At 68.7% G+C, this 25,198-nt stretch carries 23 protein-coding genes; 10 read left to right on the forward strand and 13 right to left on the reverse strand.

The window, feature by feature from the left end; translation table 11 throughout:
• The first annotated feature begins 32 nt into the window (after nucleotides 1-32).
• A complete protein-coding gene (locus D0Z60_RS06885; RefSeq protein WP_118858480.1) occupies nucleotides 33-1,379 on the forward strand; it encodes a DEAD/DEAH box helicase in 1,347 nt (448 codons plus the stop codon).
• Here D0Z60_RS06885 and tgt read toward each other — a convergent pair.
• Entirely contained in the window at nucleotides 1,376-2,506 is a 1,131-nt protein-coding gene (gene tgt / locus D0Z60_RS06890) for a tRNA guanosine(34) transglycosylase Tgt (protein ID WP_118857560.1), read from the reverse strand. The genes D0Z60_RS06885 and tgt overlap by 4 nt on opposite strands.
• Before the next feature lie 41 nt (nucleotides 2,507-2,547).
• Here tgt and D0Z60_RS06895 point away from each other — a divergent pair, with 41 nt between their 5' ends.
• Nucleotides 2,548-3,300 (forward strand): TSUP family transporter, encoded by a 753-nt coding sequence (locus D0Z60_RS06895; RefSeq protein ID WP_118857561.1) that lies wholly within the window; start codon nucleotides 2,548-2,550, stop codon nucleotides 3,298-3,300.
• Here the strand turns inward: D0Z60_RS06895 and queA are convergent.
• The 8 genes from queA to D0Z60_RS06935 all read right to left on the reverse strand — a co-directional run bounded on the left by queA (nucleotide 3,288) and on the right by D0Z60_RS06935 (nucleotide 9,560).
• Nucleotides 3,288-4,322, reverse strand: a complete 1,035-nt coding sequence (gene queA / locus D0Z60_RS06900) for a tRNA preQ1(34) S-adenosylmethionine ribosyltransferase-isomerase QueA (RefSeq protein ID WP_118857562.1) — start codon at nucleotides 4,320-4,322, stop codon at nucleotides 3,288-3,290. The genes D0Z60_RS06895 and queA overlap by 13 nt on opposite strands.
• Nucleotides 4,322-4,936, reverse strand: a complete 615-nt coding sequence (locus D0Z60_RS06905) for a peptidylprolyl isomerase (protein WP_118857563.1) — start codon at nucleotides 4,934-4,936, stop codon at nucleotides 4,322-4,324. Before D0Z60_RS06905 ends, queA begins: the two co-directional genes overlap by 1 nt.
• Before the next feature lie 164 nt (nucleotides 4,937-5,100).
• Nucleotides 5,101-5,598 (reverse strand): pantetheine-phosphate adenylyltransferase, encoded by a 498-nt coding sequence (gene coaD, locus D0Z60_RS06910; RefSeq protein WP_118857564.1) that lies wholly within the window; start codon nucleotides 5,596-5,598, stop codon nucleotides 5,101-5,103.
• Nucleotides 5,595-6,509, reverse strand: a complete 915-nt coding sequence (locus D0Z60_RS06915) for a polyprenyl synthetase family protein (RefSeq protein WP_118857565.1) — start codon at nucleotides 6,507-6,509, stop codon at nucleotides 5,595-5,597. The genes coaD and D0Z60_RS06915 overlap by 4 nt, the downstream gene beginning before the upstream one ends.
• Entirely contained in the window at nucleotides 6,499-6,744 is a 246-nt protein-coding gene (locus D0Z60_RS06920) for an exodeoxyribonuclease VII small subunit (protein WP_118857566.1), read from the reverse strand. Before D0Z60_RS06920 ends, D0Z60_RS06915 begins: the two co-directional genes overlap by 11 nt.
• 100 nt (nucleotides 6,745-6,844) lie before the next feature.
• Nucleotides 6,845-7,684 carry a cupin-like domain-containing protein gene (locus D0Z60_RS06925; protein WP_118857567.1) on the reverse strand — a complete coding sequence of 280 codons (840 nt, stop codon included), beginning with the start codon at nucleotides 7,682-7,684 and terminating at the stop codon, nucleotides 6,845-6,847.
• A 27-nt stretch (nucleotides 7,685-7,711) separates the two neighbouring features.
• Nucleotides 7,712-8,419, reverse strand: a complete 708-nt coding sequence (locus D0Z60_RS06930; RefSeq protein WP_118857568.1) for a DUF1013 domain-containing protein — start codon at nucleotides 8,417-8,419, stop codon at nucleotides 7,712-7,714.
• Nucleotides 8,420-8,585: 166 nt separating this feature from the next.
• Nucleotides 8,586-9,560 carry an NAD(P)H-quinone oxidoreductase gene (locus tag D0Z60_RS06935; protein WP_118857569.1) on the reverse strand — a complete coding sequence of 325 codons (975 nt, stop codon included), beginning with the start codon at nucleotides 9,558-9,560 and terminating at the stop codon, nucleotides 8,586-8,588.
• Nucleotides 9,561-9,624: 64 nt separating this feature from the next.
• Here D0Z60_RS06935 and D0Z60_RS06940 point away from each other — a divergent pair, with 64 nt between their 5' ends.
• The 3 genes from D0Z60_RS06940 to D0Z60_RS06950 all read left to right on the forward strand — a co-directional run bounded on the left by D0Z60_RS06940 (nucleotide 9,625) and on the right by D0Z60_RS06950 (nucleotide 14,289).
• Nucleotides 9,625-9,816 carry a DUF1192 domain-containing protein gene (locus D0Z60_RS06940; protein ID WP_118857570.1) on the forward strand — a complete coding sequence of 64 codons (192 nt, stop codon included), beginning with the start codon at nucleotides 9,625-9,627 and terminating at the stop codon, nucleotides 9,814-9,816.
• An 87-nt stretch (nucleotides 9,817-9,903) separates the two neighbouring features.
• Nucleotides 9,904-12,240, forward strand: a complete 2,337-nt coding sequence (gene clpA / locus D0Z60_RS06945; protein WP_118857571.1) for an ATP-dependent Clp protease ATP-binding subunit ClpA — start codon at nucleotides 9,904-9,906, stop codon at nucleotides 12,238-12,240.
• Nucleotides 12,241-12,300: 60 nt separating this feature from the next.
• Nucleotides 12,301-14,289 carry a serine hydrolase domain-containing protein gene (locus tag D0Z60_RS06950; RefSeq protein ID WP_205421041.1) on the forward strand — a complete coding sequence of 663 codons (1,989 nt, stop codon included), beginning with the start codon at nucleotides 12,301-12,303 and terminating at the stop codon, nucleotides 14,287-14,289.
• Here the strand turns inward: D0Z60_RS06950 and D0Z60_RS06955 are convergent.
• Nucleotides 14,286-15,344 carry a sensor histidine kinase gene (locus D0Z60_RS06955; RefSeq protein WP_162888126.1) on the reverse strand — a complete coding sequence of 353 codons (1,059 nt, stop codon included), beginning with the start codon at nucleotides 15,342-15,344 and terminating at the stop codon, nucleotides 14,286-14,288. The two genes, D0Z60_RS06950 and D0Z60_RS06955, sit on opposite strands and share 4 nt — an antisense overlap.
• 130 nt (nucleotides 15,345-15,474) lie before the next feature.
• On the opposite strand from D0Z60_RS06955, the gene D0Z60_RS06960 reads away from it, so the two are divergent.
• Genes D0Z60_RS06960 through D0Z60_RS06970 form a run of 3 tightly spaced genes read left to right on the forward strand, consistent with a single transcriptional unit; the run spans nucleotide 15,475 to nucleotide 18,697 of the window.
• Nucleotides 15,475-17,202 carry a M28 family metallopeptidase gene (locus D0Z60_RS06960; RefSeq protein ID WP_118858482.1) on the forward strand — a complete coding sequence of 576 codons (1,728 nt, stop codon included), beginning with the start codon at nucleotides 15,475-15,477 and terminating at the stop codon, nucleotides 17,200-17,202.
• Entirely contained in the window at nucleotides 17,199-17,831 is a 633-nt protein-coding gene (locus D0Z60_RS06965; protein WP_118857573.1) for a glutathione S-transferase family protein, read from the forward strand. The genes D0Z60_RS06960 and D0Z60_RS06965 overlap by 4 nt, the downstream gene beginning before the upstream one ends.
• Nucleotides 17,828-18,697: a dienelactone hydrolase family protein gene (locus D0Z60_RS06970; protein ID WP_118857574.1), complete on the forward strand. Its 870-nt coding sequence runs from the start codon at nucleotides 17,828-17,830 to the stop codon at nucleotides 18,695-18,697. Before D0Z60_RS06965 ends, D0Z60_RS06970 begins: the two co-directional genes overlap by 4 nt.
• On the opposite strand, the gene D0Z60_RS06975 is transcribed toward D0Z60_RS06970, so the two are convergent.
• A complete protein-coding gene (locus tag D0Z60_RS06975; RefSeq protein WP_118857575.1) occupies nucleotides 18,694-20,154 on the reverse strand; it encodes a M48 family metalloprotease in 1,461 nt (486 codons plus the stop codon). The two genes, D0Z60_RS06970 and D0Z60_RS06975, sit on opposite strands and share 4 nt — an antisense overlap.
• Before the next feature lie 14 nt (nucleotides 20,155-20,168).
• Complete coding sequence (locus D0Z60_RS06980; protein ID WP_118857576.1) at nucleotides 20,169-20,909, reverse strand: Bax inhibitor-1/YccA family protein; 741 nt, start codon at nucleotides 20,907-20,909, stop codon at nucleotides 20,169-20,171.
• A gap of 120 nt (nucleotides 20,910-21,029) precedes the next feature.
• On the opposite strand from D0Z60_RS06980, the gene thpR reads away from it, so the two are divergent.
• Both thpR and D0Z60_RS06990 read left to right on the forward strand, forming a co-directional pair.
• Nucleotides 21,030-21,575 carry an RNA 2',3'-cyclic phosphodiesterase gene (gene thpR, locus D0Z60_RS06985; RefSeq protein WP_118857577.1) on the forward strand — a complete coding sequence of 182 codons (546 nt, stop codon included), beginning with the start codon at nucleotides 21,030-21,032 and terminating at the stop codon, nucleotides 21,573-21,575.
• Nucleotides 21,576-21,651: 76 nt separating this feature from the next.
• Entirely contained in the window at nucleotides 21,652-23,646 is a 1,995-nt protein-coding gene (locus tag D0Z60_RS06990; RefSeq protein ID WP_162888127.1) for a TonB-dependent receptor, read from the forward strand.
• Here the strand turns inward: D0Z60_RS06990 and D0Z60_RS06995 are convergent.
• Complete coding sequence (locus tag D0Z60_RS06995) at nucleotides 23,643-25,109, reverse strand: winged helix-turn-helix domain-containing protein (protein WP_118857579.1); 1,467 nt, start codon at nucleotides 25,107-25,109, stop codon at nucleotides 23,643-23,645. The two genes, D0Z60_RS06990 and D0Z60_RS06995, sit on opposite strands and share 4 nt — an antisense overlap.
• Nucleotides 25,110-25,198 lie beyond the last annotated feature (89 nt).

Here is a 25,198-nt window from a genome sequence, read left to right on the forward strand (position 1 = left end):
GTTCGGGACGCCGCTTTTTTTCCGGAACCATGATGAGCTTTGCCGACCTCGGCCTATCCGATCCCTTGCTGCGCGCCGTTGGCGATTCCGGCTACGACACGCCCACCCCGATCCAGAAGGGCGCCATTCCCCCGGTCCTGATGGGCCGCGACCTCATCGGCATCGCTCAGACCGGCACCGGCAAGACCGCCGGCTTCGTCCTCCCGATGATCGACATCCTCGCCGAAGGGCGCGGCCGGGCACGCATGCCGCGCAGCCTGATCCTCGAGCCGACCCGCGAGCTTGCCGCCCAGGTCGCCGAGAATTTCGAGAAATACGGCAAATATCACAAGCTTTCGATGGCGCTGCTGATCGGCGGCGTGCAGATGGGCGATCAGGTCAAGGCGCTCGAAAAGGGCGTCGATGTGCTGATCGCCACCCCCGGCCGACTGATGGATTTGTTCAGCCGCGGCAAGATCCTGCTCAACGATTGCAAGCTGCTGGTGATCGACGAGGCCGACCGGATGCTCGACATGGGCTTCATCCCGGACATCGAGGACATCTGCACAAAGCTGCCGAAGGCCCGCCAGACGTTGCTGTTCTCGGCCACCATGCCGCCGGTCATCAAGAAGCTGGCCGACAAGTTCCTGACCGACCCGAAGCAAATCGAGGTCGCTCGGCCCGCCACCGCCAATACCAATATTGTCCAGCAACTGGTCGAGGTCGCGGCGCCCAAGAAGCGCGACGTGCTGCGCGACCTGCTGCGCGGCGACGTCAAGAACGCGATCATCTTCTGCAACCGCAAGACCACGGTCCGCGAACTCGCGACCAGCCTTAAGCGCTCGGGCTTCCGAGTCGGCCAAATTCATGGTGACATGGAACAGAGCGACCGCAACGCCGAGCTGGCCCGGTTCAAGGCCGACGAGATCAACATTCTGGTCGCGTCCGACGTCGCCGCCCGCGGGCTCGACATCAAGGGCGTCAGCCATGTCGTCAACTTCGACGTGCCGTGGCAGCCGGACGATTATATCCACCGCATCGGCCGGACCGGACGGGCCGGTGCCAAGGGCACGGCTTTCACGCTGGCGACCCGCGAGGACGCCGAGGCGATCGCCGGTATCGAAAAGCTCACCGGGATGAAGATTCCGCGCATGGGCGCGGAGGAAGCGCAGGCGGAGCCGACGGCCCCAGCCGAAGCGGAACCGGCGCGTTCCGAGCCCAAGCGCGAGCGTCCCGCACGCGAGCCGAGGTCAAATCGAAGGGACGAGCAGCGAGCGCGCACGCCCCGCTCCGAACCGGCTCCCGCCCCGCCACCGCCGAAGACCGCTGCGCCAAAGGCCCCGGCGGACGATGCGTGGGGCGGACCCATTCCCGGCTTTTTGTCGCAGAGCGCGCTCTAGGTCGAGCGGGCGCGGTAGCGCTCGAGGAACTGCGTCGCATGCGCCTCGAACCGCTGATCGGCGATCGCCGCGCGCAGGCCGGCCATCAGCGTCTGGTAGAAGTTGAGGTTGTGCTCGGTCATCAACATCGCGCCGAGGATTTCGCCTGACCGAACGAGGTGGTGGACGTAGGCGCGAGTGTATGTCGCGCAGGTCGGGCAGCCGCAATCGGCATCGAGCGGCGCCCGATCTTCGGCGAAGCGGGCATTGCGGATGTTGATCGGGCCGTCGGCGGTGAACGCCTGGCCCGTTCGGCCCGAGCGCGTCGGAAGGACGCAATCGAACATGTCGATGCCGCGCCGCACCGCCTCGACGATATCGTCGGGCTTGCCGACCCCCATCAGATACCGCGGCTTGTCGGAGGGAAGCTGACCGGGCGCAAAATCAAGGCAGGCGAGCATCGCCTCCTGCCCTTCCCCCACCGCCAGCCCGCCGACCGCATAGCCGTCGAAGCCGATGTCGACCAGCGCGTCGGCCGACTGGCGGCGCAACCGCTCGTCGAGCACGCCCTGCTGGATCCCAAACAGCGCGGCCCCCTCGGCATGCTGCCCGCCGCGGTCAAACTCCGCCCGGCTGCGCCTCGCCCAGGCAATCGAACGGTCCATCGCCTCGCGCTGCTTGGCCGCCCGTACGTCGGGCCGGACGAGCTCGTCGAACTGCATGACGATGTCGCTACCGAGCAAACGCTGGACCTCGATGGAGCGCTCGGGGGTAAGCACATGCCGCGAACCGTCGAGGTGGCTGCGAAAGGCGACCCCCTCGTCGCTGACCTTGGTGAGGTCGCTGAGGCTCATCACCTGGTAGCCGCCGCTGTCGGTGAGGATCGGCCGCGGCCAGTTCATGAACGCATGAAGCCCGCCGAGCGCGGCGACCCGTTCCGCGCCCGGGCGGAGCATGAGGTGATAGGTGTTGCCGAGGATGATGTCGGCGCCGCTCGAGCGAACGCTCTCCGGTTTCATCGCCTTGACCGTCGCCGCCGTGCCGACCGGCATGAACGCTGGAGTGCGGATTTCGCCGCGGGGCATGGCGATCGTGCCGGTGCGCGCCTTGCCGTCGGTCGCGTGGATCGAAAAATCGAAACGGGTCATTGCGGCTGGCCCGTAGCGGGCCTGAAAGATAGGGGCAAAGGATGATCGAGCCCGACATCATCGCTTTGCTGACTGCGGTCGCGGTGCTGACCGGCTTCATCGACGCCATCGCCGGCGGCGGTGGGCTGATCATGATGCCGGCGCTGCTCACCGCCGGGCTTCCGCCGGTCCACGCCTTGGCGACCAACAAGCTGCAGTCCGTGTTCGGCACCGGCAGCGCGATGTTAAATTTCTGGCGCAAGGGGCATATCGACCTCAAGGCGAACTGGCTGACGATCGCGTTGGTCTTTGCGGGAGCGGTCGGCGGCGCACTTTTGGTCCAGCGTATTTCAAGCTCCGCGCTTGGGCTCATCATTCCCCTGCTGCTCGTCGTTTCCGCAGCCTACGTCCTGGCGAGCCCGCGGATGAGCGACGAGGACGCCCACCAACGCCTGACCGCTCGGGGCTATGCGCCGGTGGGTGGGGCGATCGGCTTCTACGACGGCTTCTTCGGTCCGGGCACCGGCACCTTCTTCACTACCAGTCTGGTCGGGCTGCGCGGCTTCGGCCTGACTCGCTCGACGGCGCTGACCAAGGCGTTCAACTTCGCCAGCAACGTCGCCAGCGTGCTGGTGTTCGCCATGGCCGGAAAGATGGTCTGGCTGCTCGGCCTGTCGATGGCCGCGGGAGCGATGCTGGGTGGATGGATCGGAAGCCATACCGCAATGCGCTTCGGCGCCGGCATCATCCGGCCGCTCCTCGTCGCCATCTCGCTCGGCCTGACGGCGCGATTGCTGTGGAGCTACTTCGGCTGAGGCAGCAGCAGCGAGCTGTCGCCGTAGGAGTAGAAGCGGTAGCCCGCGGCGATGGCGTGGGCATAGGCGGCCCTCATCACGTCGAGCCCCATGAGCGCCGAGACCAGCATGAACAGGGTCGAGCGCGGCAGATGGAAGTTGGTCATCAGCCCATCGATCGCTCGGAAGCGATAGCCGGGGGTGATAAAGATCGCCGTGTCGCCCTCGAAGGCGCGGATGATGCCGTCCTCACCAGTCGCGCTTTCGAGCAGGCGCAGCGGCGTGGTGCCAACCGAGATCACCCGCCCGCCCGCGGCTCGGGCGGCGTTGAGCCGATCGGCGGTGGCAGCATCGATCCGGCCCCACTCGCTGTGCATGCGGTGGTCCGCGGTGTCGTCGACCTTGACCGGGAGAAAGGTGCCGGCGCCGACGTGGAGGGTGAGAGTGTCACGGCCGATGCCGCGCTGGTCGAGCGCGTCGATCAGCCGGTCGGTGAAGTGCAGGGCGGCGGTCGGCGCCGCGACCGCGCCCTCCTCGCGGGCGAACATGGTCTGATAGTCGGAGCGGTCGGCCTCGTCGGTGGCACGCTTGCCGGCGATGTAGGGCGGCAGCGGCATCGTCCCGGCGCGCTCGAGCAGCAGCTCCACCGGTTCGTCGCCGGCGAAGTCGAGCAGGATCGCACCGCCCTCGTCGCGGTCGGCGGCGGTGGCAGTGACCCCGTGACCGAAATCGATCACATCCCCGTCGCGGACCCGTTTGGCGTTGCGGACGAACGCCCACCAGGTGCGCGGGCCGGCGCGCTGATGGAGGGTGGCGCCGATGCGTGCGTCGCCGCGGCGGCCCTCGAGCTGAGCCGGGATGACCCGCGTGTCATTGAACACCAGCACGTCGCCGGGCTGGAGCAGTTGCGGCAAATCGAGCACCGCCCGGTCGGCGATGGCGGCGCCGTCGACCAGCAGCATCCGCGCCGAATCGCGCGGCCTAGCGGGGCGCAGGGCGATCCGCTCCGGCGGGAGCTCGAAGTCGAAATCGTCGACCCGCATTATTGAGCGGCTGGCGCGGCCTCGGCGGTCTTGGCTGCCGGCGCGGCGGGCAGCGGGCCGTCGATCCACATCCGCACGATGCGGGTCGGCTCGGCCGGCGGCTCGCCCGGCGCGATGCCGTCGACGAACGGCATTCCGGAAATCACCCGGCCCAAAGCGGTGTATTTCTTGTCGAGCCGCATGGTCGGCGAGAGGACGATGAAGAACTGGCTGTTGGCGCTGTCCGGATTGTCCGAACGGGCCATCGACAGCACCCCGCGCATGTGCGGCAGGCTGTTGAATTCGGCAGCGACGTTGGGGAGCTTGGAGCCGCCGCGGCCAGTGCCCTCCGGATCGCCGCCCTGGGCCATGAAGCCGGGGATCACGCGGTGGAAGACGGTGCCGTTGTAGAAGCCCGACGAAGCGAGCTGCTGGACCCGGTAGACATGGTTGGGCGCGGCGTCGGGGCGTAGCTGGATGACCACCGTGCCACCGCTCGACAAGGTGATGTTGAGCCGGTTGGCGGGATCGGCGGCGACCGTCGCCGGAGCGGCGATCGGCAGCGGGGCGCCGGTCGAGGCCGGGGCGGCGGCGGCGAGGCCGAGGAGGATCAGCGGCAACAACATGGGACGCATTCGAACGCTCCTAATCTTCTCAAACTTCACCCAGGATCGACCTTTTCGGGGACCCAATCGCGAAGTTACGCAGGGCGCCTTAGCGATGCCGGATGGGCGGCCGATGAACGGAATTGGGCCATGGCCGAAGCTTAGCCCGAGGAGGCCCGTGTAGGACAGCAAAATCAGCTGAGCTTCGCGGCGACATCGGCCGCCACGGAGGGTGTCACGAACTTGTCGATCGGGCCGCCGTAGCGGGCGATCTCCTTGACCAGGTTGGAGGCGATCGGCTGGAGCGAAACGTCGGCCATCAGGAAGACCGTCTCGATCTGGTCGTTCAGCTTCTGGTTCATCCCGGCCATCTGATATTCGTATTCGAAGTCGGCCACCGCGCGCAGCCCGCGCAGGATAGCGATCGCGCCCTGGCTCTTGGCGAAGTCCATCAGCAGCGAGTCGAAGCTCACGACCTCGACATTGGCGATGTCGGCGACCTCGCGGCGGACCATCGCCAGCCGCTCGTCGACCGAGAACATCGGCGATTTCGACGGGTTGGTGGTGACCCCGATAACGAGCTTGTCGACGAGATGGGTGCCGCGGCGGATGATGTCCATGTGGCCGAGCGTGATCGGATCGAAGGTGCCGGGATAGACGGCGATCCGGCTGCCGGGTGCGTTGCCGCTCACCGGTCGCGCTCGGTGACGTAGCGGGCGATGGCGCGCAGCAGGTCGGCCTCCTCGCCGTGGGAGGCGAGATGCTCGATCGCCTGCTCGACCAGCATATCCGCCTGGCGCCGCGCACGCTCCTCGCCAAGCAGCGAGACGAAGGTCGCCTTGCCCGCCTCGGCGTCCTTGCCGACGCGCTTGCCCGCCGCGTCCTCGTCGCCGCTATGGTCGATGAGGTCGTCGGCGATCTGGAAGGCGAGGCCGATGTTGCGGGCATAGCCGCGGCACGAGGTGCGCGCGTCGTCCGGCTGGCGGCCCATGATGCACGCCGCCTCGACCGAATATTCGATCAGCGCCCCGGTCTTCAATTGCTGAAGGCGCGTGATGGCGGCTAGGTCGAGCGCCTCGCCCTCGGCGGCGAGATCGAGCATTTGGCCGCCGCCCATGCCGTCGAGCCCGGACGCGCGGGCGAGGCCGAGCAGCAGGTCGCAGCGCACGAACGGATCCTCGTGCGTGGCGGGATCGCCCATGATCTCGAACGCCAGGTCGTGGAAACAGTCGCCGGCGAGCACGGCGGTGGCCTCGTCGAACGCCTTGTGGACGGTCGCCCGGCCGCGGCGCAGATCGTCATCGTCCATGCATGGCAAATCGTCGTGGATCAGCGAATAGACGTGGATCGCCTCGATCGCCGAGCCGGCGCGGACCGCCCGGCCCTCGTCGATCCCGAACAGCCGCGCGGCGGCGACGGTGAGCAAGGGCCGAAGCCGCTTGCCGCCGCCGAGCGCAGCGTAGCGCATCGCCTCGTAGAGGCGGGAGCGGCCGTCGGACGGGACGGCGAGGTGAAAGGCGAACAGGTCGTCGACCGCGAGGCCGATGCGCCGCGCCTCGTCGATCACCGCGGGCAGCGGCCGGGCGATGGTGTCAACCGGCATGGAACGGCACCGTCCCGGTGGGCTGGCCATCGGGGCCGAGCGCGATCTGCTCGATGCGCTCCTGAGCCGCCTTGAGCCGCGCCTCGCAATGCCGCTTCAGCCTGTCGCCGCGCTGATAGAGGGCGATCGATTCATCGAGCGGCGCGGCGCCTTGCTCGAGGGTGCGGACGATCGTCTCGAGCTCGGCCAGCGCCGCCTCGAAGGTCATGGAGCCAATGTCGTCGGCGTCGTTCATGCGCCGAGTTTTGGCGGGCGCGCAGGGGGAAAGCAAGGCGGGCTTGGGCATGCCACGCCAATCGACCTGTCGCCGTAGAGCCGTCGATCAGCCCCCTGCCCTATCGTCCGATCTCGGCCAGCAGGGAGCGAAGGTAATCGCCCAGGTTGGCGGCGTTGAAGAAATTGTGGCTCAGCGTGAGGGAATGGTTCTCGCTGCGGGTGTAGTGGAGCCAGTTGGGCGGGATGATCAGCATGTCCTGAGGCTCGAGCCGGCCGCCAAGTGCCGCCCGGCCGCGCATCGTGGGAAAAAGGCGGTCGTCGGGCGATTCCGGGTCGAAGCCGGCCAGGGCGCCGTCCGATGTGCCGTCGCCCGGCGCGAACAGCACCACCTGCTTGCGGCCCTGGAACTGGACGAGGCAGGCGAACAGATTGTGGCGGTCGCGGTGGAGCGGAGTGATGGTGTCGCGGGGGCTGATGTAGATCGAGAAGGAGGCGTGGCGGTGGATCGCCTCCAGCGCGTGAAACAAGTCGCGCGGCAGGCAGGCCGTGAGGTTCGGGACCGCCTCGGGGAACGGCGCGACGTCGTCGAGCAGCGCCGGGTCGTGCTTGAACGGCTCCCACGAGAAGCTCCAGCCGGACTGGGGCGGGTCGGCGGGCTCCGGCTTCGGCCCGACCCACAGGCCCGGCAGGTTGGTGTAGGCATCGTCCAGATGCCTGATAAACGCCTTGAGCAGGGTCGCCTTGCCCGACGGCGGACGGACCCCGAACTCGAGCGGCGCGATCCCCGGGCTGTCGCCGTAGCGATCGGCGAAGAACTCCAGCGTCCATTTCGTCCGCGCCGGCCAGCGAGCGGTGCCATCGGTGACGATGAACGGGCGCGGCTCGGCGCTCGCGATTCGAGCAGCGATGGCCTCACGGTCGGCGGCGCATGACAGTCGATCGATCGGCGCCAGGTCCATCGGGCATGCTCCCAGCCGGCCGGCCGCCTATTTCTTGAACGGGTCCTTGATGCCGGGGACGATCTCGTCGCTGACCAGTTCCTCGCCGCGGGCTTCGGCTTCCTCGCGGGCGAGCGCGGCCTCGGCGTCGCGGGCGTGCTGCTCGCGCTCGGCGCGCAGCTGCTCGATCAGCGCTTCGCGGTCGCCTTCGAAGCGGGTGTCGGTGCGCGCTTCCTTGCCGGCCGCCTTTTCCGCCTTGGCGACGGCGGCGTCGAGCTCGCGCTGGGTGGTGAGGCCGAGCGTGACCGGATCCTTGGGCGTGATGTTGGCCATGTTCCAGTGGCTTCGGTCGCGGATCGCGGCGATGGTCGTGCGGGTCGTGCCGATCAGCTTGCCGATCTGGCCGTCCGAGACCTCGGGGTGGTTCTTGATGATCCAGGCGATCCCGTCGGGCTTGTCCTGGCGCTTGGAAACCGGCGTGTAGCGCGGACCCTTGGTGCGGGTGACGGCGTCGGGCGCCTTGATCATCTGCAGCTGGTAATCGGGATCGGCCTGGCCGCGCTCGATCTCCTCATGCGTCAGCTCGCCCGAGCGGACCGGGTCGCGGCCGGTGAGCTTGGTCGCGGCGGTATCGTCGGCGATCGCCTGGACCTCGAGGATGTGAAGGCCGCAGAATTCGGCGATCTGGGTGAAGGTCAGCGACGAGTTCTCGACCAGCCAAGAGGCGGTCGCGTGGGGCATGAGCGGCTGGGCCATCTCTAATTCTCCAGAAACAAGTGAGGCCGCCCCAACGAAGGAGCGGCCGTGTGACTTTCCTCTATTCGGGTTGGCTGCGGAGAGCAAGGTTGCAACGCTCGATCGTCATGCCTCGAGCGGTCGCGTGATCGCTCGGCATGGGCCCCAGCCTTCGCTGGGGCGACGGTCAAGTGGTCAGGACGATCTTGCCGATGTGCTGGCCGCTTTCCATCCGGCGGTGGGCGTCGGCGGCAGCTTCGAGCGGGAAGGTGGAGTCGATGACGGGGGTCAGGCGGTTGCCCTCGACATAGGGCCAGACGGTGCGCGCAAGCTCGTCGGCGACCATCGTCTTGTAGGCGAGGTCGCGGCCGCGCAGGGTCGAGCCGGTGAGGATCAGGCGGCGGCGCATGATGTCGGGGATCGGAATCTCGGCGGCCGGCCCGCGCTGGAACGCGATCGAGACGTGGCGGCCGTCGTCGGCGAGGCACTGGAGGTTGCGCGGCAGATAGTCGCCGCCGACCATGTCGAGCACCACCGCCACGCCGCGGCCGGCGGTGAGGTGCGCGACCTCGGCGACGAAATCCTGCGCGGAATAATCGATCGCGTGGGTGGCGCCGAGCTTGAGCGCTGCGTCGCACTTGGCGGCGCTGCCGCAGGTGACGATGACGGTAAGGCCGAACAGGCTTCCCAGTCGGATCGCCATGGTGCCGATGCCGCTGGTCCCGCCGTGGACCAGGACGGCGTCGCCGTCGGCCGCGAAGCCGCGCTCGAACAAATTGATCCACACCGTGAACAGGGTCTCGGGCATGGCCGCTGCCTGGACCGGGCTGAGGACTTCGGGGATCGGCAGGCAGGTGCCGGAGGGCGCTAGGCAATATTCGGCATAGCCGCCGCCGGTGACGAGCGCGCAGACCCGCTGGCCGAGGAGGTGCTCGGCGCCGTCACCGGCCGCGGCGACGGTCCCGGCGATCTCGAGCCCCGGAATGTCGGACGCGCCGGGCGGCGGCGGATAGAGACCCTTGCGCTGGAGGACGTCGGGGCGGTTGACCCCGGCGGCGGCGACCTGGACGAGGACTTCGCCAGGCGCCGGCTGCGGCACCGGACGCGGTTCGACGGCGAGATTTTCGGGGCCGCCGGGAACGGGAATCGCGACGGCGCGCATCAAGCTGGGGATAAGCACGACGGGCTTATTGACAGCGCCCCGGCCGCGGTCAACGCTGGCGGCGATGGACGAGGAGGACGACTTCAAGCCCGGCCAGCCGATCGTCGAGCTCGGCAAGGAGGACCTCGACCCGCTGAGTATCGAGGAGCTCGACCAGCGCGTCGCGCGGCTCGAGGCGGAGATCGCCCGGGTGCGGGCGCACAAGGCGCGGGTGACCGCGCACCGAAGCGCGGCCGATGAGCTGTTCAAGCGCTAGCCTTCGCCGCGGCCCGGCGGCGACCCGCCGCGGGGCCCTTGATCGCGCGCCGACTTGTTCCGACATAGCGAGGCCCGAGGAGTAACCATGGCCATTTTCGTCCGAGCGCTCGAACAATCCCTGTCCAACGCGCTTACCGAAGCGAGCAAGCGCCGGCACGAATATGCCACGCTCGAGCATCTGCTGATCGCGCTGATCGACGACGAGCACGCCAGCCAGGTGATGACCGCGTGCGGTGTCAACCGCGACGAATTGAAGGCAATGGTCAAGTCGTACCTCGACAACGAGCTGGGCGCGCTGGTTGCAGACAGCGCGACCGACCCGACCCCGACCTCGGGCTTCCAGCGGGTCGTGCAGCGCGCCATCCTCCACGTCCAGTCGTCGGGCCGCGACGAAGTAACCGGCGCCAACGTGCTGGTCGCGCTGTTCAGCGAACGCGAGAGCTACGCGGTCTATTTCCTGCAGCAGCAGGACATGAGCCGTCTCGATGCGGTGACCTACATCAGCCACGGCGTCGGCAAGGGCGAGGCGGCGGCCGAACCGCGCGAGGCCAATGGCGGCGGCGGCGAGGAGAAGGTCGAGGCCAAGGACGGCAAGAAGGAAAGCGCGCTCGCGCAGTTCACCGTCAACCTCAACGAGAAGGCCAAGACCGGCAAGATCGACCCGCTGATCGGCCGCGGCAGCGAGGTCGACCGGACGGTCCAGATCCTGTGCCGGCGTTCGAAGAACAACCCGCTCTATGTCGGCGATCCGGGCGTCGGCAAGACGGCGATCGCCGAAGGGCTGGCGCGCAAGATCATCCACGGCGAGGTGCCGGACGTGCTGAAGCCGGCGGTCATCTACGCGCTCGACATGGGCGCGCTGCTCGCCGGAACGCGCTATCGCGGCGACTTCGAGGAGCGCTTGAAGTCGGTCGTCACCGAGCTCGAGAAGCTGCCGCACGCGATCCTCTTCATCGACGAGATCCACACCGTGATCGGCGCCGGGGCGACCAGCGGCGGGGCGATGGATGCGTCGAACCTCTTGAAGCCGGCGCTTAGCTCGGGCGCGATCCGCTGCATCGGCTCGACCACCTACAAGGAATTCCGCAACCATTTCGAAAAGGACCGCGCGCTGCTGCGCCGGTTCCAGAAGATCGACGTTAACGAGCCGACGATCGAGGAGACGATCAAGATCATCGCCGGGCTGCGCTCGAGCTTCGAGGAGCATCACGGCGTGCGCTACACGCCCGACGCGGTGAAGAGCGCGGTCGAGCTAAGCGACCGCTACATCCACGACCGCAAGCTGCCCGACAAGGCGATCGACGTGATCGACGAAGTGGGCGCGATGCAGATGCTGCTGCCGCCGTCGCGGCGCAAGAAGACCATCACCGTCAAGGAGATCGAGGCGGTGGTGGCGACGATGGCGCGAATCCCGCCCAAGAGCGTCTCGACCGACGACAAGCGCGTGCTCGAAAGCCTCGAGGCGGATTTGAAGCGCGTCGTGTTCGGCCAGGACCTGGCGATCGAGAAATTGGCGTCCGCGATCAAGCTGAGCCGCGCGGGGCTGCGCGATCCCGACAAGCCGATCGGCAATTATCTGTTCTCCGGGCCGACCGGGGTCGGCAAGACCGAGGTCGCGCGCCAGCTGGCGCACGTGCTTGGAATCCCGCTGCAGCGCTTCGACATGAGCGAATATATGGAGCGTCACTCGGTCAGCCGGCTGATTGGCGCGCCGCCGGGCTATGTCGGCTACGACCAGGGCGGATTGCTGACCGACGCGGTCGACCAGCAGCCGCATTCGGTGCTGCTGCTCGACGAGATCGAGAAGGCCCACCCCGATCTGTTCAACATCCTCCTTCAGGTGATGGACAACGGGAAGCTCACCGACCACCACGGCAAGACGGTCGACTTCCGCAACACCATCCTCATCATGACCACCAACGCCGGCGCCGCCGACATGGCGCGCGAGGGCATCGGCTTCGGTGCGCTGTCCCGCGAGGACGTGCAGGAAGACGCGATCAAGAAGATGTTCACTCCGGAATTCCGCAACCGGCTCGATGCGGTGGTGCCGTTCGGCTACCTGCCGCCGGCAGTGGTCGCGCGGGTGGTCGACAAGTTCATCCTGCAGATGGAAATGCAGCTGGCCGACCGCGGCGTCCACATCCAGCTCGACGACGAGGCGCGCGAGTGGCTGACCACCAAGGGCTATGACAAGCTCAATGGCGCACGGCCGATGGGCCGGTTGATCCAGGAGAAGATCAAGCAGCCGCTGGCCGAGGAATTGCTGTTCGGCAAGCTGGTCGACGGCGGCGAGGTCAAGGTTCACATGAAGGACGGCGCGCCGGTGTTCGAAATCGTCCCGGCCCCGCCCAAGGCGCCGAAGACGCCCAAGGCCAAGCGCGCCGCCGAGCGGCCGGCCAAGTCGGAAAAGTCGGCCGACTAGCGCGCGCCCTTGCGCCCGCGCTGAATTCTGCTCTGCTCGCCGCTCAGGGGGAGCGGGCAGATGAGCAAGCGTCGAGTCGCGGGATTTCTAATTGGTGCAAGCCTGGCGGCGGCGTGGCCCGCCGCGGCGCTGGCGCAGGCGGCTCCGGCCGCAACCAGCGCGGGCGAGGTGCGCGGCCCGGTCGCCTTTACCTTGCCCACCGGATGGTCGGCGACGACCAGCGGTGAGCGCACGACGATCGCCCCGCCCGAGCCCGACAGCCGGATGATCGTCGTTCCGGTCGGCGCGCAGGCGGACGGCGAAGCGGCGGCGGCGGCGGCGTGGCGCGCGGTCGACCCGGCGTTCAAGCGGACCATCGACGTCAGCAGCGCGGCGGCGGCGAAGAGCGGCTGGGACAAGCGCCAGCTGATCGAATATCGCACCTCGCCCGAGGAGCGCCGGATAGTCCGCGCACTGGCGGCGCGATCGGGCGGGCAATGGGTCGTGTTCCTGACCGACAGCAGCAGCGCGGCATTCGACCGGCGTCGCGCGGGATATGCCCAGATCAACGACAGCGTGCGGCCCAAGGAATATGTCGCCGAGAGCTTCGCCGGGCGGACCGCGGCGCCGCTCGACGCCGCCCGCATCGCGCAATTGCGCAGCTTTCTCGAGCAATCGGCCGAGCAATTGCGGATTCCCGGGATCGGCTTCGCGCTGATCGCCAATGACCGGATCGTCGCGGAAGGCGGGGTCGGAGTCCGCGCGCTCGGGCGGCCGGACAAGGTGGACGCGCGCACGAAATTCATGATCGCGTCGAACACCAAGTCGATGGCGACCCTGCTGCTCGCCAAGGCGGTCGGCGAAGGGCGGATCGGCTGGGACGACCCGGTGACCAAGGCCTATCCAAGCTTCCGCCTCGGCTCGGCCGAGACCACTGCCAAGACCAAGATCCGCCATTTGGTATGCGCCTGCACCGGATTGCCGCGCAAGGACCTCGAATGGCTGCTGATCGACGTCGACCGGGTCGGCGCCGAGGACACTTTCCGGCAGCTTGCCGCGACCGAGCCGACCAGCGGCTTCGGTGAGGCCTACCAATACAACAATCTGATGGCCTCGGCCGCTGGCTACGTCGCGGCGCATCTGTTCTATCCGAAAATGGAGATCGGCGCGGCGTTCGACCGGGCGATGGACGAGCATGTGTTCGGCCCGCTCCGGATGAAGGACACCGGCTTCGACGATCCGCGCAAGCTGCGCGGCAACGTCGCGGCGCCGCATGCCGACAATCTCAAGTTCCAGGCCGAACTGCTCGCGCAGGATCCCAATGCGCTGGTCGGCCCGTACCGGCCTGCCGGCGGGGCGTGGTCGAGCGCGCACGACATGGCGCTCTATGCGCTCAACGAATTGCGTGGCGGGAAGCTGGCCAACGGGCGCCAGATGGCCGACCGCGAAGCGCTGCTGATGCGGCGTTTCCGCGGCGTTTCTAGCGGCGACGGATCATTCTACGGCATGGGCCTGGAGACCGAGATCGGCAGCGGGGTCGAGGTGGTGCGCCACGGCGGCTCGCTGTTCGGTTACAAGAGCGACTTCTATTTCCTGCCGGGCGCCGGGATCGGCGCGGTTATCCTGACCAACAGCGACAATGGCCGGCCGCTGCTCGACGCCTTCCTCCGGCGGCTGCTCGAGGTGACCTATGGTGGCAAGAGCGAGGCGGCCGGGATGGTCGCGGCGGCGCGTACCAAGTTCGACGCCGATCTCGCCTCGTTCAACCGCGAGCTGACCTTCCCGCCCGACCCGGCGGTGACCGCGGCGCTGGCCGACCGCTATGTCCACCCCGAGCTGGGCACGCTGACGGTGAGCCGCACGGGCGGCGGGCTGAGCGTCGACTTCGGGACGATGGCAAGCGCGATGACGACGATGCGCAATCCCGACGGGACAGTGTCGCTGGTCACGGTCAGTCCGCAATTCATGGGGCTGCCGATCCTGCCGGGCAAGGCGGCGGACGGCGCGCGAACGCTGACCATCCGCGACAGCCAGCACCAATATGTCTATCGCGAGGCGGCGGCGCGCTAGGCTGAGGGGTCGGCGCGGACCGCGACGGGCAGCGGCGGTTCGTCGAACAACAGGGCGAAGCGAGCGGTGAGCCCCTCGCGCGCAAAATCGAAGTCGACCGTGCCGCCGAATTCGCGCGCGACCTGATGGGTGATGAGGCGCGTGCCGAAGCCGGTCGCGGTCGGCGGCTCGACCGGATCGCCGCCGCGCTCGCGCCATTCGAGGTCGAGGCGCAGATGGCCGTCCTCGGGGACGCAGGTCCAGCGCACCGCGACCATCCCCGAGCGCCCCTTGAGCGCGCCATATTTGCAGGCGTTGGTGGCGAGCTCGTGGAGGATCATGGCGAAATTGACCGCCGCCTTGGGGGTCATCCGGCAGATGTCGCCGGCGGCGCTGACCCGTTCGCCCATCTGGAACGGCTCGAGCGCGGCGGCGACGACGTCGGTCACTTCGGCCGACGCCCAATCCTCGCGGGTCAGCGTGTCGTGGGCGCGCGACAGCGCCGCGAGCCGGCCCTCGAAGCGGCGGTAGGCGCGCGGCGAGACGTCCTTGAAGGTCTGGAAGGCGAGCGACTGGACGGTCGCCAGCGTGTTCTTCACGCGGTGGGCGAGCTCGTCGATCAGGATCCGCTGATGCTCTTCGGCGAGGCGCTGCTCGGTGATGTCGGTGGTGGTCCCGACGACTCCGACGATGTTGCCGTCGTCGTCGCGCAGCGGCGCCTTGGTCGAGCGGTAGTAGCGGGTGAGCCCGCCGTGGGTGGTGAACACCTCCTCGATCCGCTCGACCTCGCCGCTGGCCATGACGCGCTCGTCATTGGCGTGGATCACCGCCGCTTCCTCGGGGTCGTCGTGCCATTCGGTCTCGGTCTTGCCAATCACCTCAATGGCCGGCTTGCCGATCACCGCGAGAGTCGCCGGATTGGCGTAGAGCAGGCGGCCGGCGCGATCCTTGGCGTAGATCAGCTCGGCCGAGCAGTCGCCGATGCTGCGCAGCAGCAGGTCGGCACTGCGCAGCCGGTCCTCGTCGAGTTTATCGTAGTCCGCCAAACCGACCGCCCCTCCCCAGAGTCTCGGCATCGCCAGCATATCGCGCCGAAGCAAAATCACAAATGCGGGCGAAGTGCCGTCAGCCACGTGAATGGGCGCTGGCGGCGGCGTGCGGCGGCGCTAGGGTGTGGCAAGCCCGATCATTTCGAAGGAGTCGCTCATGCGTAGGATCCATCTCGCCTTGCCGCTGTTGCTGGCGCTGTCGCCGCCGGGCATCGCCGCGGCGCAGGTCACGCCGACCGCCGAGTTCAGCACCGAACGGCTGGCCCAGCATGTGCGCACTCTGGGCTCGGACGCGTTCGAAGGGCGCAGCCCGGCGACCGCCGGCGAGACCAAGACCGTCGCCTATTTGACCGAGCAGTTCGCCAAGGCCGGGCTCCAGCCGGGCGGCGATCTCAAGGACGGCAAGCGGCAGTGGACCCAGTCGGTGCCGCTGCTGCGCTCCGAATTCGCCGCCGCGCCGCACATCGCGATGACCGTCGGCGGGCGGGCGGTGCCGCTGACCCAGGGCAATGAGATTGCGGCACGCGCCCCGCTCACCGGCGACAAGGCGCTGATGCTCAACAAGGTGCCGCTGGTGTTCGCCGGCTACGGCGTCAAGGCGGCCGAGCGCGGGTGGGACGACTTCAAGGGCCAGGATCTCAAGGGCAAGGTGCTGGTGGTGCTGGTCAACGACCCCGACTTCGAGGGCGGCGAAGGCCAGTTCGGCGGCAAGGCGATGACCTATTACGGGCGCTGGACCTACAAGTACGAAGAGGGCGCTCGGCAGGGCGCCGCGGGCGTGCTGGTGATCCACGAGACCGAGCCGGCGAGCTACGGCTGGGCGACGGTCAAGAACAGCAACACCAACGCCATGTTCGACATCGTCCGCCAGAACCCGCGCGGCGAGCATCCGCCGCTCGAGGGCTGGATCCAGCGCGACCTGGCGGCGCAATTGTTCGCCGCCAGCCGCACCAGCTTCGAGGCGATGAAGGCGGCGGCGCGGCGCAAGGACTTCAAGCCGGTGTCCCTCAATGCGACGCTCGACCTCCACGGCAATGCAAAAACCGAGGTCATCACCTCTAGCAACGTGGTCGGCATCCTGCCGGGCCGGACTCGGCCCGACGAGACGGTGATTTACACCGGCCACTGGGACCATCTCGGGATCGGCCAGCCCGACGCGAAGGGCGACCGGATCTACAATGGCGCGATCGACAACGGCACCGGCATCGCCCACATGATCGAGCAGGCGCGCGCCTTCGCGCGGGGGCCGCGGCCCGAGCGGTCGGTGGTGTTCCTGGCGGTGACCGCCGAGGAGAAGGGGCTGCTGGGGAGCGAATATTACGCCTCCAACCCGCTCTACCCGCTGGGCAAGACGGCGGGCGTGATCAACACCGACGTGATGGGCGTGCTCGGCCCGGCGCGCGACTTCTCGGTGCGCGGCAACCAGAAGTTCGGGCTGCTCGATTTGCTCGTCGAGGAAGCGGCCAAGCGCGGCCGGCGCTACACGCCCGATCCGCGCGCCGGGGCCGGCAGCTTCTACCGCTCGGACCATTTCACGCTCGCCAAGGTTGGGGTTCCGGCGATGAGCTTTGCGCCGGGCGACGATCTGGTGAACGGCGGAACGGCGCGCGGGCTGGCGTGGCGCAAGAACTACGACGCGACGATGTACCACCAGCCGGCCGACGAATTTGCGCCCGACTGGGATTATAGCGGCATGGCGCAGGACGCCGAGCTGCTGCACGCGGTCGGCCTGCGTCTCGCCAATTCGCGCGACTGGCCGAACTGGAGCAGCGACAGCGAGTTCCGCGCGGTGCGCGACCGCAGCGCCGCCGAGCGCGAGCAGTCCGCTCCGCAAGCGCAGCCTTTGCCGGCGGCCCCGGCCGACAAAGCGGGAGAGCGGGGATGAGCATCGACTTCTACACCAACCCGATGAGCCGCGGGCAGATCGTCCGCTGGATGCTCGAGGAAGTCGGCCAGCCCTACACCCAGCATATCGTCGATTATGCGGTGATGGGCGGGGACGAGTACGGCGCGGTCAACCCGATGCGCAAGGTGCCGGCGATCGTCCACGACGGCCGGCTGGTGACCGAATGCGCCGGCATCTGCGCCTATCTCGCCGACGTCTTCCCCGATGCCGGGCTGGGTCCGCGCGACGAGGAGAAAGCGGACTATTACCGCTGGATGTTCTTCGGCGCGGGGCCAGTCGAGGCGGCGGTCAGCAACCATGCCAACGGCTGGGACCCGACGCCCGAGCGGCAGCGGATGTTCGGCTATGGCAGCTACGAGCGGACGATCGACACGCTCGCCGCGCACGTCGGGTCGCGCGACTATGTCTGTGGCGCGCGCTTCACCGCCGCCGACGTCTATGTCGGAAGCCAGGTGCTGTGGGGCACGATGTTCAAGACCATGCCCGAGCGCGGCGAATTCACCGCCTACGCCGAAAGGCTGTCTGGCCGCGAAGCCTACCAGCGCGCCAAGGCCATCGACGGCAAGCTGATCGCCGAGATGCAGGCGGCCAAGGAGGCAGAGGGATGATCGACCCGGAGCGCAGGCAGCAGGCGATCGCGCTCTACGACCGCTATACCCACGAGGGCATGAACCGGCGCGCGTTCATGGCGCGGATGACCGCCATCGCCGGAAGCGCGGCGGCGGCCGAGGTCCTGATCGCCGCGATCGCCCCCTCGCCCGCCGCGGCCGCGGTCGTCGCGCCCGACGACGGGAGGATCGCGAGCCGGATCCTGGAGTTCAAGGACCCGCGCGGGGTCTATGGCTATCTGGCCGAGCCGCGGACCCGCTCGCTCAAGCCGACTATCATGGTGATCCACGAGAATCGGGGCCTCAACGACCATATCCGCGACGTTACGCGGCGGCTTGCAATCGCCGGCTATCGCGCGTTCGCGCCGGACTTCCTCGCGCCCGGCGGCGGCACTCCGAAGGACGAAACGGCAGCGCGCGAGGCGATCGCCAAGACCGATCTGGCGACCGCCACCGCAAGCGCCGTGGCGATGCTCGCCGAGCTTGCGAAAGGCAGCCGCGGCGGCAAGGTCGGGGCGGTCGGCTTCTGCTGGGGCGGGGCGTTCGTCAACCGGCTCGCAGTCGCCGCGGGCAGCGAATTGGACGCCGGCGTCAGCTACTACGGCCCGGCGCCCGATCCCGCGGAAGCGGTGAAGGTCCAGGCGCCGCTGATGATCCACCTCGCCGGGCTCGACGAGCGGGTCAACCGCACCGGTTTTCCGTGGGTCGAAGCGCTCCGCTCGGCGGGCAAGCCGGTGACCTATTGGGGCTATGACGGGGTCAACCACGCCTTCCACAACGACACGTCCGCCGAACGCTACAATCGCGCCGCGGCCGACCTGTCGTGGCAGCGCACGCTGCGATTCTTCAAGCGACACCTGGGCTAGCGCGCCCCGGCAACGACCAGTTTGACCGGTTCGCCCGGCGTCAGGCGGGCGTTCTCGCGCAAGCCATTGAGCATCAGGAAATCGGCCAGCGGGTTGGCGGTCGCCATGCGGCCGGCGAGCGAGCGGACGGTGTCGCCCGGACCCGGCGTGACGACGTCGATGCTGCGCGCGCGCAGACCGCGGACTTCCGCATCGCCGAGTAGCCGGAACGAGCCGAATAACGCGGCCAGCGACCGGGCAGCGTCGGCCGCGGGATCGGAGAGCATGACGAAATGATAGGTGGAGGCGCCGGCGGCATAGGCCATGACGGTGACCGCCACCGCCTTGCCGTCGGCGCTCGCCGTGGCTTCGGTCAGCAGGGCGTCGAGACCGTTGACGCGTGCCGGAGTGCTGCTGCGCACCTCGACCGCGGCGCCCTTGAGCAGGGTCTTGAGCAGCGCGCCGGTATAGGCTTCCAGCCCGCCGCGGGCCCGGCCGCCGGCGAACTGGCCGCGCATCCCGCCCGGCCCCTCGATCAGAATCGCCTGCGGGCTGTTGGTCAGCGAGTAGCTCTCGGGCGCCTCGAACGCGATTCGCATGCCCGGGTGGGCGAAGGCGCGGCCGATGACGAAGCCCTGCTCGGGATCGTCGCCGTAAAGCATGCCGTCGAGCGCGGCGAGGAACGGCCGGCGGTTCTCGGGAAGGCCGTTGTCGGCAAGCCCGGTCGCGCCGGCGGTGTCGAGCGCGCGGCGGGTGCGGTTGGCGCTGAGCGGATGGGTGCGCGCCCATTCGGGAATGCTGTGCGCCTCGTCCGCGCCGCGCGTCGCCGCGAGATGCCGCTCGTGGCGGCCGAGCGCGTCGAGCATGTCGGCCGCCTCATAGGGATCGAGCCCGGCCTTGTGCAGATAGGCGATGCCGAGGTCGTCGGCCTCATATTCATGGGTGCGCGAATAGCGCAGGGTGAACAGGCCGGCGGCGGCGCCGGCGATCTGGGTCAGCGCCGGAGAGTCGGTGAGGAGGCCGACGGCGAACACGCCCAGCGAACGCAACAGGGAGCGCTGCTGCTGGCGCTGCGAGTGGCGGGCGACGATGTGCCCGAGTTCATGGCCGAGCACGGCGCCGAGCTCGGCTTCGCTGTTGACCACGCCCATCAGGCCGCGCGTGATGTAGATGTAGCAGCCGGGCACGGCGAAGGCGTTGACGACGTCGCTGTTGACGAGGGTGAAGGTGCATTGGCCGGAAAGGCCCGCCGGCGCCGCGAGCCGCTCGCCGAGCGCGCGCACATAGGCCGCCTCGTCGCCGCGATATTCGCCGCCGAATTCGGCCAAGAGCTGGCTGTGGGCCTCTGCGCCCGAGGCCTTGTCGGCCTCGCTCACCACCGCGCCGTCGGGCGGGCCGCAGCCGGCCAGCGCGAGCGCCGCCAGTCCGGCCGCCACGGAAAAGGGCCGCGGTCGCCCGCGGCCCTTCCCGTGATCCATTTGCCTGTGCCCGACTATTCGCGGTTGCCCATGAAGGCGAGCAGGAACTGGAACATGTTGATGAAGTCCAGGTAAAGGCTCAGCGCGCCGAGGATGGCGGTCTTGCCCATCATCTCGGTGCCCTGGACGTGGTAGTAGATGCTCTTGATCTTCTGCGTATCGTAGGCGGTGAGGCCGGCGAAGATCAGCACGCCGATGGCGCTGATCGCCATCGCCATCGCGCTCGACTGCAGGAAGATGTTGATGACCATCGCCACCAGCAGGCCGATGACGCCCATGATCAGGAACGTGCCGAGGCCGCTCAGATCGCGCTTGGTGGTGTAGCCATAGAGCGACAGGCCGAGGAACGCCGCAGTGACCGCGAAGAAGGTCTGCGCGATCGACGTGCCGGTGTAGACCAGGAAGATGGTCGACATCGACAGGCCCATTAGGCCGGCGAAGGCCCAGAACATCATCTGCAGCGACGCCGCGCTGAAGCGGTTCATGCCGAAGCTCATCGTCATCACGATCGCCAGCGGCGAGAGGATGACGACCCACTTCAGGAGGCCGCCGCTGGTGAACAGCTGCTCGGCCATTCCGCTGTTGGCGAACAGCAAAGCGACGATGCCGGTCAGCAGCACGCCCGACGCCATGTAGTTGTAAACCTTGAGCATGTAGGACCGTAGCCCCGCATCGCGGGTGGCGGTCGGCACACCGACGGTCACCCCCGGACCGAAACCGGTCGTCGTGGTGCGAGGATCGAACTGGTTCTGCATCTTCTCTCCTAACGGACGGGCTATGGGCCCGTGCTCCCGCGGGCAATATCGTGAAGAAAGCGCCTGCTTTCAAGCGAAAGCGGACGATCTGTCCCAAGGACTGTGCCATAGAGGGGCGCGATGCACCGCCTGTTCGTCGCCATCGTCCCGCCGCAGGAGGTCCGCGACCGGCTGATCGACGCGATGGAGGGAGCTGACCTCAAGTGGCAGGACGAGGCGCAATTGCACCTTACCTTGCGCTTCATCGGCGAGGTCGAGCGGCCGCTGGCGAACGACCTTGCGGCGGCGCTCGGCGGGCTCGCTTCACCTAGGTTCGAGCTTGCGGTCGCCGGGACCGGCCGCTTCGACCATGGCCGCCGCGGGTCGTTGTGGGCCGGGGTCGCACCGAAGGAGCCGGTGCGCACACTGGCCGCCAAGGTCGAGCGGCTGTGCCAGTCGGCCGGGCTCGCGCCCGAGCGCCGCGCCTTTCACCCGCACATCACGCTGGCCCGCTGGAACGGCGGCCGGCCGCCGGTCGAGCGCTGGCTCGCGGCCCACGCCGGGCTTGCGAGCGCGCCGTGGACGGTGCGCGACATCGTGCTGTTCGAGAGCCATCTCGGGCGCGGCGGGGCGCATTACGAGCCAGTGGCGACACTTCCTTTGGCGGCTCCAGTGAACCTCTGTTAGGATATCGGCCGGGGCGGTCTTTTCCGCGAACGGGTTGCGAGGGGGTTGTTCGTTGCTTGTCGTCGGGGCCGCCGCGATGTTGACCGCCGCCGCGCAAGTCCCGGCGCCGCTCGTGGTCGACGAGGAGATCGTCATCACCGGCGAGCGAGTCACCCGCTCGCTCAAGCAGACCGACGGCAGCGTGGAAGTATTCGACCGCAGGCGCCTCGAGCGCGAGCCGGGCGCCGACCGGCTCGACGAACTGCTTGATTCGGTGCCCAACGTGCTGCTCGGCAACCCCGGCCAGGGTCCGTCGATCCGGGGGCAGGACACGACCGGGCCGCTGATCGATCTTGCCGCCTTCCTCGGCGGCACGCGGCCACGCACCACGCTCAACATCGACGGCCGCGCCGCCAGCCACAACGAGCTGGTGTTCGGCTCCGCGCCGCTATGGGACGTGGCGCAGGTCGAGGTGTTCCGGAGCCCGCAATCGACCGTCGAGGGGCGCAACAGCATCGCCGGTGCGATCTACGTCCGCACCCGTTCGCCGGCTTTCGAATGGGAAGGCGCGGCGCGGGCGATGAGCGACAATCGCGGCGGGCGGCAGGCTTCGGCAATGGTCGGCGGGCCGCTGGTCGAGGATGCGCTGGCCTTTCGCCTGGCGGTGGACGGCCGCCGCGCCCGGCCGTGGAGCACGCTCGCCGACCGCCAGCGCGGGGCCGACCCGGTGCACGACGATTACGGGCTGGTGCGGGGCAAGCTGCTCGCCACGCCGGCGGCCCTGGCTGGGTCGCGCTTCGAGCTGACACTTCAGCATTTGCGCTCCAAGGCGCCGCAGACGGTGACCACCCTCGCGCCGTTCGAAGATCGCCGCGACCCGCTGCCAATCTACGGCATTTTCGCCAACCGAATCTCCTCGGCGACGCTACGCGGCGAAGTGCCGCTCGACGCCTCGCTCGACCTGCTGGCGATCGCCTCGCTCGGTCAGAGCCGCTTCCGGCGCTTTGCCCCGCGCGGTCGTGGCGAGGCGCTCAACAAGGTGGCCGACCGCTCGCTCGAGACCCGAATCGATTGGGCGGCGGGCGATGCGCTTCGGCTGAGCGGCGGAATTCATGTGCTGAGCAGCCGGCTCGACCAGGAGATCGACCTCAGCGCGATCGTCGGCCTCGGCGCGTTCTACGACCGGCAGACCGCGCTCGGCCTGTTCGGCGAAGTCGAGTGGAAGCTGTCGCCCGCACTGTCGGCGACCGTAAGTCTTCGCCGCCAGAGCGACCGCCAGCGGCGCGAGGGAGCGATCATTGGCGCACTGACCTTGCCGGTCGATTACGACCGCCGCTTCGCCTTCTGGCTGCCGCGCGCCGCGCTGCGCTGGGATGTGAACGACGATCTGCGCGTCGGGGCGGTGGTCCAGCGCGCCTCAAATCCGGGCGGGATCAGCCTCAATTTCGTAACCGGCGAGCCCGAACTGCTCGACGCCGAGACACTGTGGAATGTCGAGTTGTTCGGCCGCGCGCGGCTGCTCGACGGGCGACTGACGCTGAGCGCCAATATGTTCCGCAACGCCCACCGCGACGCGCAACGGGCGATCGCGCGAACCTTCGTCGGCCCGCGCGCCAACCTCACCTGGTTCGAGCTCTACAACGTCGCTCGCGCCCGCACCGAAGGGCTGGAGGCGAGCGCCGAGTGGCGGCCGAGCGAACGGCTGTCGGTTCGCGCCGCGCTCGGCCTGCTGCGCACGCGGATCAGCGACGGCGGCGAGGGCGTGGCGTTCGACGGCAAGAGCTTCGCCCGCGCACCGAAGCGCAGCCTCACGCTGGCCGCCGACTGGACCCCGCTCGACCGGCTGACGCTGAGCGGCCGGCTGCGCCACCACAGCGGCTACTTCAGCGACGACCTCAACAGCGCCGCACGCCGGATCGATGCGGGCACCGAAGCGGACGTCCGCGCCGCCTGGAGCTGGCGCAGTTTCACCCTCTCGGCCTACGCCCGCAACCTGACCGACGCATTCGCGGTGACCTACCTTCTGTCCCCGACCGTCGCCGTTCCGAACAAGCCGCGCGAGATCGGGATCGGCCTGGAGACCCGCTTCTAGGCCGAACGACGGTAGTCCGGCTCGACCCCGCGCTTGGCCCAGTAGTCGGTCAGGCCGGCGGCATCGCACACCGCCTCGAACCGCGGGTCGGCGCGAAGCGCCGCCAGCGGCGGCGTGAACAGCCACGGTGCGAAGCGCCAGGCGGTGCCCTTGGCGCGGCTGCGGTCGCTCGAGCCGACCGCGAACAGGGCATTGGCGATGTCGAACGCGGAGTCGATCTCGCCAAGGGTGGCCAAGGTCATCACCCCGGGCGAGGCGAGCTGCAGGTTGCGCCGGGCGGCGGCGAGGCTCGCCGCTTTCGCCGCAGCGATGTTGGCGGGGGTCGGCCGGTCGAGCGCGGGCAGGTTGGCGCGCCACAAGGCGACCGTCTCGGCGGAATAGTGCTGCGGGCGCTGCGCCGGAGAGTCGAGCATGGCCTGCGCCGCCGCGACCCGGCCGCTGAAGGCGAGGATCATGAACCGCGCGAACCGAACCCAGCGGTGATCCGGCCAATATTGCAGCGCCCGGTCGACCACCCGGTCGGCCTCTGCGGTGCGGCCGAGGATCCACAGCAATTGCGCGCGCGGATAGTGGTTGGCGGCGGCCATCGGCGCCACCGACGTCGCCCGCTCCACCAGTTGCAGCGCCTCGGCGCTGCGGCCGACGCATTGCTTGAGGTTCCACAGCAAGCGCATCGCGTCGGTGTTGCGCGGATGGTCGCGGAGCACCGCGTTGAGCTGGTCCTCGGTGGCGGCGAAATCGAGCAACGGCCGGTCGAGGATGATCTTGGCGAGCCGCGCGTGGGGCTCGCCGGGGTCGAGCCGAAGCGCCGCCTGCTTGGCCTCCAGCGCGCCCTTGACCGCGCTTGACGCTTCCGCACCCTGCGCAATCTCGGCCCGCATCGCGCGGGTCAACGCGAGCAGACCGAGCGCGGCGGGATCATCGGGGCGAAGCTCGGCGGCGCGCGCGAAATGGGTCGCGGTCTGCGGGCTCTGGTCGCCATAGGCGAGCAACTCCCGCCCGCGCCGCATGGCCTCCTCATAAGCGCTGTGCGCGCGATTGCCGCGATACCACCACGCGCCGCCCGCGCCGGCGAGGACGAGGGCTGCAGCACCGCCGACGACGGCACGGCGGTCGACACCGGCCGCCGCCGAAGCGCCGGCTTGCCAAAGCCGGTAGCCGGTGCGCGGGATGGTTTCGAGCTCCAGATTGTCCGGGTCGAGCGCGATTGCCTTGCGCACTCCGCCGACCGCCCGGTTGAGGCTGTCCTCGCCGACCGGGACCCCGCCCCATACCTGGTCGAACAGGTGCTGGCGGGTCACCACTTCGCCTTTGGCCCGGGCGAGCAGCACCAGCACCTGCATCACCCGCGGCTCGACGGCGAGCGAGCGGTCGCCGCTGACAACGCTGCGACGCGACGGGCTGACCGTCAGATTGCCAAGAGTGAAGTCGTCGAGGCCGACCAGATCGTCGGGGCGCAACATCGGCGGTCAGTCACTCCCATCGGCAGATCATCGGCACATCATCATCGCATGACGGCGCTGCAAAAGTCACCCCGGTCCTTGGGCAGGCG

The sequence above is a fragment of the Sphingomonas mesophila genome (assembly GCF_003499275.1).
Lineage (GTDB): Bacteria > Pseudomonadota > Alphaproteobacteria > Sphingomonadales > Sphingomonadaceae > Sphingomicrobium > Sphingomicrobium mesophilum.

Bases quoted from the DNA above. Each gene is read 5' to 3' on its own strand.
- D0Z60_RS06885 (WP_118858480.1), top strand. From the start codon at position 33: ATGAGCTTTGCCGACCTCGGCCTATCCGATCCCTTGCTGCGCGCCGTT.
- tgt (WP_118857560.1), bottom strand. From the start codon at position 2,506: ATGACCCGTTTCGATTTTTCGATCCACGCGACCGACGGCAAGGCGCGC.
- D0Z60_RS06895 (WP_118857561.1), top strand. From the start codon at position 2,548: ATGATCGAGCCCGACATCATCGCTTTGCTGACTGCGGTCGCGGTGCTG.
- queA (WP_118857562.1), bottom strand. From the start codon at position 4,322: ATGCGGGTCGACGATTTCGACTTCGAGCTCCCGCCGGAGCGGATCGCC.
- D0Z60_RS06905 (WP_118857563.1), bottom strand. From the start codon at position 4,936: ATGCGTCCCATGTTGTTGCCGCTGATCCTCCTCGGCCTCGCCGCCGCC.
- D0Z60_RS06915 (WP_118857565.1), bottom strand. From the start codon at position 6,509: ATGCCGGTTGACACCATCGCCCGGCCGCTGCCCGCGGTGATCGACGAG.
- D0Z60_RS06920 (WP_118857566.1), bottom strand. From the start codon at position 6,744: ATGAACGACGCCGACGACATTGGCTCCATGACCTTCGAGGCGGCGCTG.
- D0Z60_RS06925 (WP_118857567.1), bottom strand. From the start codon at position 7,684: ATGGACCTGGCGCCGATCGATCGACTGTCATGCGCCGCCGACCGTGAG.
- D0Z60_RS06930 (WP_118857568.1), bottom strand. From the start codon at position 8,419: ATGGCCCAGCCGCTCATGCCCCACGCGACCGCCTCTTGGCTGGTCGAG.
- D0Z60_RS06935 (WP_118857569.1), bottom strand. From the start codon at position 9,560: ATGCGCGCCGTCGCGATTCCCGTTCCCGGCGGCCCCGAAAATCTCGCC.
- D0Z60_RS06940 (WP_118857570.1), top strand. From the start codon at position 9,625: ATGGACGAGGAGGACGACTTCAAGCCCGGCCAGCCGATCGTCGAGCTC.
- clpA (WP_118857571.1), top strand. From the start codon at position 9,904: ATGGCCATTTTCGTCCGAGCGCTCGAACAATCCCTGTCCAACGCGCTT.
- D0Z60_RS06950 (WP_205421041.1), top strand. From the start codon at position 12,301: ATGAGCAAGCGTCGAGTCGCGGGATTTCTAATTGGTGCAAGCCTGGCG.
- D0Z60_RS06955 (WP_162888126.1), bottom strand. From the start codon at position 15,344: ATGCCGAGACTCTGGGGAGGGGCGGTCGGTTTGGCGGACTACGATAAA.
- D0Z60_RS06960 (WP_118858482.1), top strand. From the start codon at position 15,475: ATGCGTAGGATCCATCTCGCCTTGCCGCTGTTGCTGGCGCTGTCGCCG.
- D0Z60_RS06965 (WP_118857573.1), top strand. From the start codon at position 17,199: ATGAGCATCGACTTCTACACCAACCCGATGAGCCGCGGGCAGATCGTC.
- D0Z60_RS06970 (WP_118857574.1), top strand. From the start codon at position 17,828: ATGATCGACCCGGAGCGCAGGCAGCAGGCGATCGCGCTCTACGACCGC.
- D0Z60_RS06975 (WP_118857575.1), bottom strand. From the start codon at position 20,154: ATGGATCACGGGAAGGGCCGCGGGCGACCGCGGCCCTTTTCCGTGGCG.
- D0Z60_RS06980 (WP_118857576.1), bottom strand. From the start codon at position 20,909: ATGCAGAACCAGTTCGATCCTCGCACCACGACGACCGGTTTCGGTCCG.
- thpR (WP_118857577.1), top strand. From the start codon at position 21,030: ATGCACCGCCTGTTCGTCGCCATCGTCCCGCCGCAGGAGGTCCGCGAC.
- D0Z60_RS06990 (WP_162888127.1), top strand. From the start codon at position 21,652: ATGTTGACCGCCGCCGCGCAAGTCCCGGCGCCGCTCGTGGTCGACGAG.
- D0Z60_RS06995 (WP_118857579.1), bottom strand. From the start codon at position 25,109: ATGTTGCGCCCCGACGATCTGGTCGGCCTCGACGACTTCACTCTTGGC.